The following is a 14528-nucleotide window of genomic DNA, read 5'->3' as shown; positions in this document are numbered from 1 at the left end:
CGTCAGAATTAATATTCTGACGCCGACCCGTGAACTTGCCAGCCAAATCCACCGCTATGCTTGCCACTTGGCAACCGATCTTGAGYTAGATGTTGGGATCATTACTGGTGGTGTGCCTTACGGCCCACAGGAAGAACAACTTGAAGAAAATATCGATCTATTAATCGCCACACCTGGTCGTTTAATGGAATACCTCGATAAAGGCCAATTTGAAGCAACTGAAGTTGAAATGCTGATTATTGATGAAGCAGACCGCATGCTAGACATGGGCTTTTCATCAGTCGTTGAAACCATTGCGATTGAGGCACAAGGCCGTAAACAAAATATGCTTTTCTCTGCCACCTTAGAAGGTAGCGGTGTTGCTCGTTTTGCCCATGTGCTTTTAGAAGATCCTGTCACCATTGACGTTGAATCACCTCGTAGTGAGAAAGCTAAAATCCATCAATGGGTTCATTTAGCTGATAATAACGCGCATAAATTTGCTTTGCTATGCAACTTACTTCAGCAAGAGTCAGTTAAACGCACCATTGTTTTTGTTAAGACCAGAGAAGTAGTCGCAAGCCTTGAAGGTCTGTTACTTAAAGCTGGGATCCCATGTGCATTCTTACGTGGTGATATGGAGCAAAAGAAACGTTTTCAAGCATTAAGCAAATTCAGTAAAGGCGAAGTCAACATTTTGCTTGCCACTGATGTTGCTGCACGTGGTATTGATATTGATGGCATTACCCACGTGATTAACTACGACATGCCTCGCTCAGCTGACGCTTATGTACATCGTATTGGCCGTACTGCTCGTGCAGGCGCAAAAGGTACTGCGATTTCATTAGTTGAAGCGCACGACATGCGTATTGTTAGTAAAATTGAGCGTTATATTGAGCAGCCTTTAAAGCGTCGCTATATCGACGGTTTAAGACCGACGCATAAAGAAGCCAAAGTACCAGGTAAGAAAAAAGACAAAAATAAAATTGCGGCGAAAAAATCTAAGAAGAATAAAAAGAAGAAATAAATCTGCAATTTAATCCATTTATCAAAGCCCTGAATTATTGACTTAATTCAGGGCTTTTTTGTGGTCAAGATTCTAATTGACAGCGTAAAACGCTAAATAACAGCTAAATTAATTTTCTGAAACATATATTTTACAACTAACGCTTTTGCTTCAATTCGTTGTCTGGTAATTTAGAGCCTATAGTGCTCTAAGTTATTAATATTTTAATAAGAAAAATGCTTTTAAACTGAGTTTAGAGCAAGTACCCCTTTTGAGTTAACATTGCTTTTTTAGTATGGATACGTTTATCAATGAAAAGAATTTTAAGAATCCTCTCTCCATTTCTCATCCTTATCGTGTTTATTGCCCTTGGTGCTTTACTGGTCAGTACTCAACAGGCTCCTGAGCAAAAAGAAGAACAAGAAAAGCTAGCAATAGTTGATGTGCTAACAGTAGAGCAGCAAACTGTCTCTTTAAACCTCCCGTCCTATGGCGTGGTGAGTCCAAAATACAAAACTCAACTAGTGACTGAAGTACAAGGTCGATTAGTTAGCTTAGACCCAAGCTTTGTTGCAGGTGGTATTGTTCAACAAGGTCAAGCGCTCGCACAAATAGAGCCTTCAGATTACCAAGCAGACTTTATTCAAGCAGAAGCGACGCTTGCCCAAGCTAATGCCGCCCTCAACGAAGAGATTGCCCGTGGTGAAGTGGCAAAGATTGAGTTTAAGGATTTTGATAACGGCTTACCACCAGAGCTAGGTTTGCGTATTCCGCAACTGAAAAAAGAACAGGCTAACGTTAAATACGCAAAAGCAGCGCTAGCCCGAGCACAGCGTAATCTCGAACGCACGGTTATTCGCGCTCCGTTTGACGGCATCATTAAAGCGCGAAACGTAGATTTAGGTCAGTATGTTTCTTTAGGTACTAACCTTGGTGAACTATACGATATCAGTATCGCTGAAGTGCGCTTGCCGCTCACCAATAACGACCTCGCTTATTTAGAATCTGTCGATAACCCAGACACTTCAGTGGTATTAAGTGCATCTTTAGCGGGTAAGTCATTTACTTGGAATGGCAATATTGTCAGAAGTGAGAATGTGATTGATGAGCAAAATCGCATGGTTTATTTAGTGGCTGAAGTAAAAGATCCCTACCTTCGCACCCAGCGTGAAGACAATGAACTTCCACTTAAATATGGCAGTTTTGTCACCGCAATTATTAAAGGCCGGACTGTTGATGGCATCGTCAAGCTTCCTCGACACGTTGTTCGTCAAGATCAAGTCGCTATCATCAAATCAGATAACACTATCGAAATCCGCAAAGTGAATATTGTTCGCACCGATATCGAAAACGTGTTCATAAAAGACAGCCTAAAAACCGGTGAACGTATTTCCATTACCGATGTGAACAATATGGTGTCTGGCCAAAAAGTGAAACTGCTAGGTGAACAACAAGATGACATCATCGAAGACGCCGCTGATAGCGCAGAAGAAATCTCGCTAGCAGGTGACCAATAATGGACAATAACAAAGGCATAATTGCTTGGTTTGCCAGAAACAATGTAGCGGCAAATCTCTTAATGTTCGCCCTGCTGATCGGCGGCTTATTCAGTACTGTATTAATCAATAAAGAAGTGTTTCCTACTTTTGAGCTCAACTTACTAAATATCTCAGTTGCTTACCCAGGGGCTGCGCCACAAGAAATTGAGGAAGGGATCAATATTAAAATTGAGGAATCGATTCAAGACATTAATGGCATTAAAAAAGTCACCTCTGTTGCCAGTGATGGCGTAGGCTCGGTCACGATTGAAGTGGAAGATGGTTATGAAGTTCAGCAGGTATTAGATGAAGCAAAACTAAGAATTGACGCCATATCAACCTTCCCTGACAACATTGAAAAGCCTAATATTTATCAAATAAAACCTGAAAATAATGTTATCTGGGTGTCTGTGTATGGTGATTTAAGCCTGCACGAAATGAAAGAGATGGCTAAAGTCATTCGCGATGACATTACCGATTTACCCGCTGTTACGCGGGCACAAGTTACTGGTGTACGTGATTATGAAATTGGCATTGAATTATCAGAAGATAAGTTACGCGAATACGACCTAACCTTCTCTCAAGTTGCTCAAGCCGTTCAGAATTCATCTATTGATTTACCCGGTGGCTCTATTCGCGCTCAAGATGGTGACATCTTACTGCGCACCAAAGGACAAGCATATACCGGCGAAGACTTTTCAAAAATTGTCGTCACTACCCGTCCTGATGGTAGCCGAGTCATGCTACCTGAAGTGGCGACCATTAAAGATGATTTTGAAGAGCGATTAGAATACACCCGCTTCAATGGTAAGCCTGCCGCTATTATCGAAATTACCAGTATTGATGATCAAAATGCGCTCAATATTTCAGAACAAGTTAAAGCCTATATCGCTGAACGTAAAACGACATTACCCGCTAATATCAAACTAGACACTTGGGGTGATTTAACCCATTACCTTGAAGGTCGTTTAAACATGATGTTATCGAACATGTTTTACGGTGCTTTATTAGTATTTATCATTTTAGCCTTATTCCTAGATCTTAAATTGGCTTTTTGGGTCATGGTGGGGCTACCAGTTTGTTTCCTTGGCACCATTTTGCTGATGCCGATGGAGCCTTTTAACTTATCAATCAATATGCTCACCCTCTTTGCCTTTATTCTGGTGCTGGGGATAGTGGTGGATGACGCCATTGTCATTGGCGAGAGTGCATACAGTGAAATAGAAAAGCACGGCCAATCTTTAACCAACGTAGTCAATGGAGTCCAAAGAGTTGCTATGCCTGCAACGTTTGGGGTACTGACAACCATAGCTGCATTCGTGCCAATGATCATGGTTTCAGGTCCTATGGGGATTATCTGGAAATCGATTGGAATGGTGGTGATCTTAGCGCTAGCGTTTTCGTTAATAGAATCCAAATTGATTCTGCCAGCGCATTTAGCTCACATGAAAGTGAAGAAAAAGCGTCCACCAACTAATATATTCTCTAAGTTTAAAGTGAAGCTAAATGAGAAGCTGCAATACTTCATCCAAAATCAATATCGCACCTTTTTAGGAAAGTGTATTGATATACGTTACAGCGTAGTGGCGGTATTTATTGGTGTATTAATCTTATCATTGGCGTTAGTTGCCAGTGGTAAAGTACGCTGGGTTTTCTTCCCGGATATCCCATCAGATTTCATTCAGGTACAGCTAGAAATGGAAGAAGGCAGTTCTGAACTTAATACCTTAGATGTGGTGCAAAAAGTTGAAGAAGCTTTATATGCCATGAATGATAAATTCGCTAAAGAAACTGGTTCAGATGTGGTTAAACACAGCTTTATCAATATGAGCTCTAGAAGTTCAGCGTTTATTTTTGCAGAACTATCTAAAGGCGAAGATCGCGAAATAGATGGTGTCACCATAGCCGCCGAGTGGCGTGAACAATTGCCAGAGCTGTTGTCTGTTAAAAAGCTCAATATCGCTGCAAGTACCAATGATGCCGGCGGAGATATCTCCTTTAGATTAACCTCTAGCAATTTAAGTCAATTGTCTGAAGCATCAAAAGCACTCAAGAAGAAGTTAGGCACCTATGAAGGCGTTTATGATATTTCTGACAACTTCTCATCGGGTAGCCAAGAAATTCGACTGAATATTCGCCCAGAAGCTGAAGCGCAAGGCTTAACCTTATCGGATTTGGCCCGCCAAGTGCGATATGGATTCTACGGCTATGAAGCGCAGCGAATTCTTCGAAATAAAGAAGAAGTGAAAGTCATGGTACGTTACCCACTTGAACAGCGTCGTACCATTGGCCATTTAGAGAATATGCTTATTCGCACCCCGCAAGGTGTTGCTGTGCCCTTTTCAACCGTTGCCGATATTGAACTCGGTGAATCGTTTGCCTCCATTACCCGAGTCGATGGTAGAAGAGCGATTACCATCTCAGCAAACGTAAATAAAAACACGGTGGAGCCATCAAAAGTCGTCAATGAAATTCAACAAGAGTTTTTACCGGATCTCACCGACACATATAAAGAAGTCAATGCTTCGTTGGATGGTGGCAGCCAAGATGAGCAAGATGCCATGCTAGGTTTGATGCAAGGTTTCTTCTTTGCCATGTTTACGATTTACGCACTCATGGCAATTCCGCTTAAATCCTACACTCAACCCATGATCATTATGTCTGTTATCCCATTTGGAATGATTGGCGCACTGGTTGGCCACTATATTCTTGGCATCTCAATGAGTGTGTTAAGTTTATGTGGCATCGTGGCACTAGCGGGAGTGGTCGTAAATGACTCTTTGATTTTAGTCGATTTTGTTAACCGCGCACGTAGTGAAGGTTACTCAATTTTAGAGTCAGCAATAGATTCTGGTTGCTACCGTTTCAGGGCCATTATTTTAACGTCTATGACGACCTTTGTTGGTTTGGTACCGATATTATTAGAGAAGAGCTTACAGGCTAAAATTGTGATTCCAATGGCAACCTCACTGGCTTTTGGTATCCTATTTTCCACTGTAGTAACGCTGATTTTAGTACCAGTGCTATATATAATTTTAGATGATATAAAACGCTTAGCGCGACGATTATTCAATTGGTGGTGGCAACCTAAATCTGACGATGATGAAGCGTATAATTAACTAACCCAATCAAGTTTCATCGTTTAATAAGTCAATTTAAAGGGGAGCAACAGCTCCCCTTTTCTATTAATAGAAACCATTTATGCGAGCGATAAAACAGTAATCAACTCTTTTGAGCGTTACAATTTAATCATCAAAGGCTAACGTTTCAATCAGGTTCCATGATGACGAATACGACTCTCTCAACTTCAAGCGAATTAACTATCGAGGCGCCTGAGCTTCTTAGTGCCGAGTTTTCTACTTCCGAGCTTTCAGTTAGTGAGGGCGCTGCGAGTGACTCATCAACCTTGGTTTACGATATTCGTCACAGCCGTTATCTCAATATCACTGGTCGTTGCACATTACGATGTCAATTTTGTCCCAAACACAATGGCTCAAAACAAGTGCACCAATATGAGTTGTCACTTGAAAAACAAGTCAAACCTAACGACATTATTCCGTTGCTTGGTAATGTTTCAGATTTTGACGAATATGTTTTTTGTGGATATGGCGAGCCAACACTTAATCTCGACACCTTAAAAGCGGTTGCTAGTCACATTAAAGCAAAAGGCGGAAAAACACGCCTAAATACTGATGGCTTAGGCAATCTGTTCCATCGTCGCAATATTTTGCCGGAACTCGCTTCTTGCATTGATAGCTTATCAATCTCGCTGAATGCTGATACTGAAGCGCTATATATTCAGCATTGCAAACCAAAGCTCAAAGGCGCTTATACCGCCTTACTCGATTTTATTGAATTAGCCCCTCGTTATATTCCTCAAGTACAAGTGTCAGCAATTAATGGACTTGAGCAAGTCAACATGGAACGATGTCGAAAAATAGTTGAGCAAAGAGGTTGTGAATTTAAACAACGAGAACTGGATATTGTGGGTTAACCTTGCACACTTTTGGTAAAAAATTAGTTAAAAAAGCTTTACTAAGGTCAACCTAGTAAAGCTTTCGTGATAACATCACTTCATCGGGACTGTTAATATAAGTAAGTGAATGTTTAAAAGGCAAACCAACAAAAACGTCTCAAAGTTTCTGCTCATTTCAGCGCAAGATATCCACTGGAGTCGCCAACAGATCTTAGCTTTAGCAAGCCAGGTCTCTGTTATGGCTATCAGTATCATTATTTTTTCTACCATGATGCTCAATTTAGGTGAACGCCGCCTACAAGAAGACTGGGCAGATAAACGCTATAGTGAATTACAGACGGTTGGCACGCTTGCCTCCGATAAAGTTAACTTTCTCAAGTTTCGCACTCAAGCTTTTGCGCAAGGTGAGTTGTTGAATCAATACCTTTCAGCGCCATCGGAACAACAAAAAGACAAATTACTCAACAACTGGGATGGATTACTAAATCATATTCCAGAGCTTCTAGGCTTAACCCTGTTTGATCCTCAAGGAAATATTCGTCTGGCGACAACTAATGCTTTTGAAAGTGTTGAGCTGCCAGATGTCGTTCTCAATAATGAGAGAACCATGGGAGGAAACGATATCTTCTCTTCCCAAATAAAATTTATTCCGATGAATGGCAAACTAGTTCCATTTGTTTATCAACTCGCCTGGATTGAAAACCCAGATCAAAGTATTCGTGGCTATTTAGTTACTTACAATTCTATTACTGAAGTACTTCAATCAATAAAGCCTGCTTTTTTCAACCATAACACCCCGCTGTTATTACTGGGTGAGGAAGGAAAACTATATTCAGGAGCTGGCCAACAAAACCCACTTAAAAAAATGCCAAATACTTTGGGAGACAGTTTACAACAAAGCTACCCTTACCTTTGGCAACAAATGGCCAATACAAACTTTGGCCAATATCATAATGATGTCGGTACATTTGTATTTCTAAAGATTGAGCTTTCTGCTCATGACGCCGTCATTAGGGAGTACTTTTTACTTTCTTATATCCGACATGAAGATATTGCCGCAAGGTTTGAAGAGTGGCGTTATATATTAATTTTCTTTGGTTTGATTATCGGCTCATTGGCAACCAACCTGCTATATACAAGACATAGATATCATCTTGAGAAAGGTGCCAACAGCAATAGCATTAACTTAGCCAGTAAGCTTTTTAACAATCAGAGTTGTCTATTAGTCAATACCAGTGGCCGAATTATAAAAGCGAATAAGCAAGCTGCTGAGATTTTGTCTGTAGATATTGATGAACTCCAAGAAAGAAGGCTGCAGCGTATACTTCAACTTGATGATCAAACATACCAGGCTTTAGTTCAATCTATGGAAAGCAATAAACGCTGGAAAGAAACCATTAACTTCAGCGATCACAATTGCACCATCAGTATAAGTGCCCAACCAGGTAAAACTAATTTAAAAAGTGAGAGCTATTGGGTGATCACTTTTGAGAATATCACTGAGTTATCAGCGGTTAAGCAGCAAGCTCACCGTTATAAATTATTATCAGAAAGTGATGTTGCTACAGCGTTAACTCATGCCAACGGTAAGCTGATTCAGTTCAACCATAAATTTAAGAAATTATTAGATATTGAAGACTCAAGTAAAGCCAGAATTGTTGAGTTGCTTGGCGAGGAAATTACTCAGCAATGGACTGATATTTCTAGCCGTTTAAGCTTACAAGGCAAGTGGAAAGGACAAATTATCGCCAATACTGGGACTCGATTTGCCAATAGTTTAAAAGCCAGTATTCAAGCCGAACATTCGCTTGATGGTGACATCGAATACCTAGTCATTACCTTACAAGTGTTAAAGCAACACACGATAGCCAAGCAATTACCTTCTCAGCAAGCGCCATTAAGTTCAATGGTGTTGCCTTTGGCTGAAATGGAGGTCCACTTCAGTACATTGACAGAAGCTAATCGTGAACAGACATGCTTGATGATCATGGATATTAATCCTGAAGGGTTAATTAGTCATATCAGTGATATTGATCATCTTGAAAAGAGACAGAAAGACATTGAAATACAACTGCTAATTGATTTACCAACGGGTTATCAAATTGCCCATTGGCGATTAGGCTCTTTAGTGATTTTATTGCCGTTAAGCGACTCTATTCAGGCCCACAAATACGCAATGAGTACCATGGATAGATTAGAGCAAAGTGACTTAAACGAAGGCATTAATATTGGTATTGCAGGTTATCCCGAACAGCAAAGTTTTGAGGATTACCTAGCCAATGCAGAAGTTGCCTTAAAACGAGCAAAACAAACAGGCGATCAAAATATTTGCCAAGCATTTACTCGTAAAGCCTAACGAAATAGAAGCAGACAGTTCAACTTGTAGAATGTTGAGAGGTATTGCTAACAAAGGTAGCTGGCTAAAAGATGGCTGGCTAAAAGCCCTAGTCAGCCATTTCTAATACATTCGCAGGTAGCTTACTGCGAGTAATCTCAATAATATTTGAACGGCTCATCACCACTTTATAACGGGCGTACTCTAACGGTCCTTTGCCATCCTTCAAAACAGCCACCAAGTTAACTTGATAGCGACGCTCAACAGATTCATTACTCACTTTACCATCTTGTTCTTTATATATTTTAGCTTTCCCGCGTTCTAGATGTCTGGCAAACGGCACTAAACTAAAGTTAACCTGTTCCTGAATTTGAGAGTAACCCGCTTCAAATTCTTTATTAGTCACTTTAGTGGCAATTCGATAATGCAGTACCTCTGCATCAACCTTATTCTGACTATGTCGCTGCTTCATAATCTCAGCAACCTCAGCTGGAATATCTTGCGGACGAGTAAAATCAAGCCAAACAAGTTGTTTTGCTACTACGGTTTTTGTGCTGGTATCACGCAGTATACGACTCCAGCGCGGTCTACCTCTTTGAATAAATCGCCACAAGGCATTACGCACATCTTCTTTAAAGATTTCCCTAAAACCATAAATAATCGCTAAGGTCACAATTAAACTCATGGTTAAGCCACTAAAGACGCCCTGAGCCTTAATTATCAATGCAGAGACAACCAACATAACTAAAGTAGTCGCTAACCCAGTTACGAACTTCTTAAGGCCTATACCTAGAGTTTTGAGCTCTTCTTTGAGTACCACGCCTTGTTGGATTAGGCGTCGTAGTAGTAACATCTTATTTGAAATTCTATTGGCATCTTGCTTGGTACCAGTGGAGTTATACTTTTTCTCCTCTTCACGGTAATGTTTTTCAGCGCGGCAAAGGTTAACGATTTGCTCTTTAATATCGCTATAATCAGCATTACGCGGACGGTAGGCTAGCGTTTTTAATAATTGCTGCTCGCAAAACCAAGAGAGGTAATTATCTGCATTAGCAAAGTACGACTGCCACTTTTCTTCACTGGGCTCATTACGACGAAACTTCTTTAATAATTGAGTAACCGATGTGCCAAGCTCAGCTAATGCAGGATAAAACTGTTCAGCCTCTGTGATCTGCCTTAACTCTTTGGCATCAGTCTCAATCGCAACTGCAAATTGATAGGCAAACAAGTTTAGATAAAAGCGGAACTCTTCTTTAGTGCGTTTATTAATACTCACAAAACGGTTTTGCACTAAAGGTAAGTGCAGGCCTTTAGAATAATATGACCGACGTCCCACTATCGCACTGTGATAATACTCCTCTTCATCAAGGGTTTTGTCACCGATCCCCATTTCAGTAGGTAGGTAAAAATATAAATCCAGTGCACGCTGATGCCCAACCTCCATTTGGTGGCTGAACTTAATTGATAATGCTTCTTCTTGTTTTACTTTGATTTTTGCCACTGAGGGGAACTCAATAACGGAGAATATAGCTACTATAGCGAATTTAGCTAAAAATGCGAAAAGAGAAATTGCTTATTAGTGTAATCGACATGCCCAAAGTGTGTTGTATGGGCTAAATTTAATCAATATAAAATCGTTCTTAACATCCACCTCTAATACTTGCATCGCCACGCTGACCTTGTTACCTAGAACGAGTGACTCCCTTATTTCGTCCAGTTCATTAGCTAAATAATCTTGGAGCTGGGGGACATCTAATCGGTAATTAACATCAATCACTTTCAAATCTAGCTGATACATCAGCTTGCCAATTTCCAGCTCTTTTAAATGACCTTTTAAAGAAACAAACTCCCGTTCACTCTCTTTTTCATCGGTATAATAGTCCAGACGAATGAGCTTATCCTGAATCGTCAAAGAAAGGTAAAGAGGTTCGTTCTCAGCGTGTACAACTTCGCCGTCCAGATCTTTCAATTGGTACATCTTACTATTGCAGTCAAATGTCCACACCTTTCTGGAATCAGCAAAATGTTCGAGCAACAATATAGCTAAGCAAAATATCACTATGCTTGTTAACAAAAACACCACTCGGCCCACTTTAGTTAATAAGAATTGAGCAAGCTTAATCAGCACAAATATTTACCTCTTTCAACAAAAGAGGATCAACCACAGCCTGATTTTCTGACTCTCTAAATAACTTTATATTATGAAATTTCCAACCTTCTTGAATTCGCTTTTTAAGGACTATGCTGACAGTTCTACTATCACTTGCTGTTGTCGCTGTTATAGAATCCCATGGCATTACAGGGCATTTCTTTAACTCACTCAACCCATAATTTACCTGAGCCTTAAAGTCCTCATCAATGGAACGACCTGATGGCACATACACACTCAAAGTTGCAAGGTTACCTTCCTGAGTAAAAAACTGCTCATTGAAAGCAGGCACTTTAAAATCAGGTTTATTTAAGTTCGAATGGACAAAATAAGACGCAATTAAGGTCATTAAAATAATAAGAATATAATGCGCATTGGAAATAACTTTGACCGGAGTGTCTAGTAAGCTTGTATTATTCACGGCTACTTTGTTATACAAAATAGCTCCTTGATCAGCAATCAGCTCTATTAAACCTCTGTGGTTTTGACCAAAGTAATCTTGAAAATTTTCAACAATCTGTTCCATATCAGATACAGAAAGCTTTTGCTGATAATCACCATGTCCATATGGAAATGATAATAATTCTATAGGCACAACATGGCCACGATGCTTAGCAAGAACGCTTAACACCCAGAACTCATTATTATTGAGTTGCCACTTAGTAGCATTGGATTGGTTGATAAGCTCCTTTTGCTCACCATCAAACCAACAACAACCGATTTGCATGCCTTAATATTCTCTTTAGTCAATATGAGAAAATATTATACGCTAGCAATATGAGGTAATTTGTGATCAAAACAACTGATAATCTTTCTAGGTTTAATTTCGTGAAGTAGGCCTCGTAATTTCGAATAAGATCTTAAAGAAACCTCACCACCCAGATACAAGTGTTAACAAATTTAACAACCTCACAAATAATCGAAGTCTATTATTTGTGCAAATTCCGCTAATTCCTCCTGCCCTAGCTAACCAAACTATTGAAAGCAACCATTTATTAGTCTCTTAATCCTCCCCCTAAATGTAACAGCCATAACAAAAGTTCAAATAAATAAAAGGACTTAGAACTGGCATCAATGTAACAAATACAAAAAAGCCGAGTTAAACTCGGCTTTTAAATACATGCACTAAGCAACTAAAAAATTAGAATGCGTAAAGCAATGTCATGTTTGTTTCAGTATCTGTGCTTTTGAAATCTTCTAATGGTTCACTATTGTAACGGACAATTACAGCAAACTTCATCGCTAGTGCGCCAATAATATTTGCAGTTAATGCAGACTCAGAACGACCTTCTAAATAATCACCGTAATCAGCTACAAATAGTTGAGTGAATTTTGAATTTTCAGTAATCTCATATGAGAAATTCAATGCACCATGGGCAACCACACTGTCTTCGGTATCATAGCCAAGCGCTAAAGATTGCTCATCATCAAGTTTCTTATAAATATAACCAGGACCGATTTCAGCACTTAAGAATGTACGCCCTGTATCAATAAACTTATGACCGTAACCGGCTGAACCAATTGCCTTGTAATCGAAACCAGTGAAAGGATCGACTTCATAGTTGGCAGTAACATACATGTAGTTCTTTTCATCGAACTTGTAGTCACCTTGAATGCCCGCATAATAACGTTTTGCAGTATTCTCACCAGAGTCTTCTTTGTATAAGCCTTCTAGTAAGTATGCGTTTTCCCAGTTACCTAGTTCTTGTTTAAGGCCTAAACGAGCTTTAAAAGAAGAAGTATCCGTGTTACCTGTTGTTAACGTTGCACCTAACTCTGCTTCACCAGCAAAAGTTTTGTCGCCTTCGACAAAGTCAGCACCAGCATGGGCAGCGAATGGCATGGCAAGCGTTACAGCTGCAGCAAGTAGCAGTTTTTTCATGTCATCAAATCCTTTATTTACAAATAACTCAAATTCACCCCAGAAATCGAACCGCATACTAACACTTTGGTAGCAAAATTGAAAAAACTACTGCTTTTTTAATACCTAAACTATTCAAACACTGAATTTATGCGACTACTAAGCTTTTTGACTGCCAACGCCCACTACGCCAACGCCATAACATGATTAACCCACGAGTCCACTCATCAATTGCTAACGCACACCAAATGCCAACTAACCCCATATCAAGGTAAATTCCAAAGAAATAAGCAAAAGGCACAGCTATGCACCACATTGAAGTGATACCCGCTAAAAAAGGAAACCTTGCATCGCCACTTGCTCTTAAAGCATTAATCACAATGAGATTGAAAGTTCTACCTGGCTCCATAAATAAAGTCAGTAAAAATAACTGACCGACCATTAAGAGGATCTCATGGTCATCAGTGAATAATGCCACTAAGTTTTTACCAAATAAGGCCGCTAAAGCTGCGACTATGGTTGTTAATACTAAGCCTATTTTTAAAGCTCGGTACATTTGTGTTTCAGCAGCTTTATATTGCTTTGCACCTATCATATGGCCAATCATAATTTCATTACCAATACCGATTGATAAGCCAAAAAGTAAAATAAACATACAAATCTGAAAGTACAGAGCTTGAGCCGCTAGCGCCTTTTCCCCCATCAGCCCAACAAAAGCGGTGACGACCATAAATTGCAGCATCCAAGAAATATTCTCGCCCGCTGCAGGTAAACCAATGTGAAAGACTTTGGTAAGTAAATGCTTTTTAGGTCTAATAATTTCAGGAATTTTTAACGGGATTTTAGTGTATTTAACAAATAAATACGCCATCAGAGACATGCCAACTAAACGGCCTACAACGGTACTAATAGCCACACCAGCAACGCCCATTTGAGGGAGACCAAACCATCCATAAAGTAATAATAAATTACCCAAAAAGGTAATCACATTCATCAGTAGTGTTACCCACATAGCTTGCTGGGTAAAACCGTGAGCGCGCATACCTGCGGCTAAACACATTGCCATTGCTTCAGGGATCAAACAAATACCGACAATTTGTAGATATAATTTTGCATCAGGAATTAAATCTGCAGGTAAGTTCATTAACTGCAATATGAGTCCTGCGCCTGTAAACACACCAAACGCAGCCACCATGCCTACCATGAGATTAAAACCAATAGAGGAATAAACTACATCACTGGCTGTAGCCCTATTTTTAGCCCCTAAATATTGGGTGATCACAACACTCGCGCCGATACTGACAAAGCTAAATAAGGTAATGGATAGTTCAAATACCATATTACCCACAGATAGTGCGGCGACGCCCTGATATGACACTCGGCTGATCATTAAGGTATTAAGCGCTGCAGTTAAAAAGTGCAACGCAAAGTCAAAAAATAGTGGCCAAGTGAGAGCAAATAGCGATAGCGGTTTATTCGGTTTTACATGCATTTTAATACTTCAATAATGGTTAAAGGTGAGCATATTCCATTACAAGAGTAACAACTAAAAATGACAGTTGATTGGCCATTCATATCGTAAATCTGAGGTTGTTCCATTTTTAAGGGCGGGGATAATGCGCTAAATATTGCTTTGATACAAGTAGTTTCATTGGTTACTAAACATAAAAAAGCCAGCGATATT

10 protein-coding genes are annotated in these 14528 nt (G+C 39.8%); 5 read left to right on the top strand and 5 right to left on the bottom strand.

Annotation, left to right across the window (positions count from 1 at the left end; translation table 11 throughout):
• From srmB to FNZ24_RS18390, 5 genes are all read left to right on the top strand, one after another.
• The coding region (gene srmB / locus FNZ24_RS18410) for an ATP-dependent RNA helicase SrmB (RefSeq protein ID WP_153916291.1) at positions 1 to 1006 on the top strand (1006 nt) is incomplete at its 5' end.
• 290 nt (positions 1007 to 1296) lie between these two features.
• Positions 1297 to 2502, top strand: a complete 1206-nt coding sequence (locus FNZ24_RS18405; protein WP_153916290.1) for an efflux RND transporter periplasmic adaptor subunit — start codon at positions 1297 to 1299, stop codon at positions 2500 to 2502.
• Positions 2502 to 5642, top strand: a complete 3141-nt coding sequence (locus FNZ24_RS18400; RefSeq protein ID WP_153916289.1) for an efflux RND transporter permease subunit — start codon at positions 2502 to 2504, stop codon at positions 5640 to 5642. The genes FNZ24_RS18405 and FNZ24_RS18400 overlap by 1 nt, the downstream gene beginning before the upstream one ends.
• Before the next feature lie 164 nt (positions 5643 to 5806).
• The gene (locus FNZ24_RS18395; protein ID WP_153916288.1) at positions 5807 to 6517 is read left to right on the top strand and encodes a TatD family nuclease-associated radical SAM protein; all 711 of its coding nucleotides are present in this window, start codon (positions 5807 to 5809) and stop codon (positions 6515 to 6517) included.
• A gap of 109 nt (positions 6518 to 6626) precedes the next feature.
• Positions 6627 to 8855, top strand: coding sequence for a PAS domain-containing protein (locus FNZ24_RS18390; protein WP_153916287.1), 2229 nt, complete (start codon positions 6627 to 6629; stop codon positions 8853 to 8855).
• A gap of 88 nt (positions 8856 to 8943) precedes the next feature.
• Here the strand turns inward: FNZ24_RS18390 and FNZ24_RS18385 are convergent, their stop codons facing one another.
• From FNZ24_RS18385 to FNZ24_RS18365, 5 genes are all read right to left on the bottom strand, one after another.
• Entirely contained in the window at positions 8944 to 10335 is a 1392-nt protein-coding gene (locus tag FNZ24_RS18385) for a hypothetical protein (protein WP_153916286.1), read from the bottom strand.
• A 75-nt stretch (positions 10336 to 10410) separates the two neighbouring features.
• Positions 10411 to 10962 (bottom strand): hypothetical protein, encoded by a 552-nt coding sequence (locus FNZ24_RS18380; protein WP_153916285.1) that lies wholly within the window; start codon positions 10960 to 10962, stop codon positions 10411 to 10413.
• Positions 10952 to 11710, bottom strand: a complete 759-nt coding sequence (locus tag FNZ24_RS18375; protein WP_153916284.1) for a hypothetical protein — start codon at positions 11708 to 11710, stop codon at positions 10952 to 10954. Before FNZ24_RS18375 ends, FNZ24_RS18380 begins: the two co-directional genes overlap by 11 nt.
• Positions 11711 to 12124: 414 nt before the next feature.
• Positions 12125 to 12865 carry a DUF481 domain-containing protein gene (locus FNZ24_RS18370; protein ID WP_153916296.1) on the bottom strand — a complete coding sequence of 247 codons (741 nt, stop codon included), beginning with the start codon at positions 12863 to 12865 and terminating at the stop codon, positions 12125 to 12127.
• Positions 12866 to 12992: 127 nt separating this feature from the next.
• A complete protein-coding gene (locus FNZ24_RS18365; RefSeq protein ID WP_153916283.1) occupies positions 12993 to 14336 on the bottom strand; it encodes an MATE family efflux transporter in 1344 nt (447 codons plus the stop codon).
• Positions 14337 to 14528: the final 192 nt, after the last annotated feature.

The organism is Shewanella sp. TC10 (genome assembly GCF_009663145.1).
Lineage (GTDB): Bacteria > Pseudomonadota > Gammaproteobacteria > Enterobacterales > Shewanellaceae > Shewanella.
This window is presented reverse-complemented; position numbering and strand designations above follow the sequence as displayed.

Excerpts from the sequence above, each read along its gene's own strand:
- FNZ24_RS18405 (WP_153916290.1), top strand. The coding sequence starts at position 1,297 with ATGAAAAGAATTTTAAGAATCCTCTCTCCATTTCTCATCCTTATCGTG.
- FNZ24_RS18400 (WP_153916289.1), top strand. The coding sequence starts at position 2,502 with ATGGACAATAACAAAGGCATAATTGCTTGGTTTGCCAGAAACAATGTA.
- FNZ24_RS18395 (WP_153916288.1), top strand. The coding sequence starts at position 5,807 with ATGACGAATACGACTCTCTCAACTTCAAGCGAATTAACTATCGAGGCG.
- FNZ24_RS18390 (WP_153916287.1), top strand. The coding sequence starts at position 6,627 with ATGTTTAAAAGGCAAACCAACAAAAACGTCTCAAAGTTTCTGCTCATT.
- FNZ24_RS18375 (WP_153916284.1), bottom strand. The coding sequence starts at position 11,710 with ATGCAAATCGGTTGTTGTTGGTTTGATGGTGAGCAAAAGGAGCTTATC.
- FNZ24_RS18370 (WP_153916296.1), bottom strand. The coding sequence starts at position 12,865 with ATGAAAAAACTGCTACTTGCTGCAGCTGTAACGCTTGCCATGCCATTC.
- FNZ24_RS18365 (WP_153916283.1), bottom strand. The coding sequence starts at position 14,336 with ATGCATGTAAAACCGAATAAACCGCTATCGCTATTTGCTCTCACTTGG.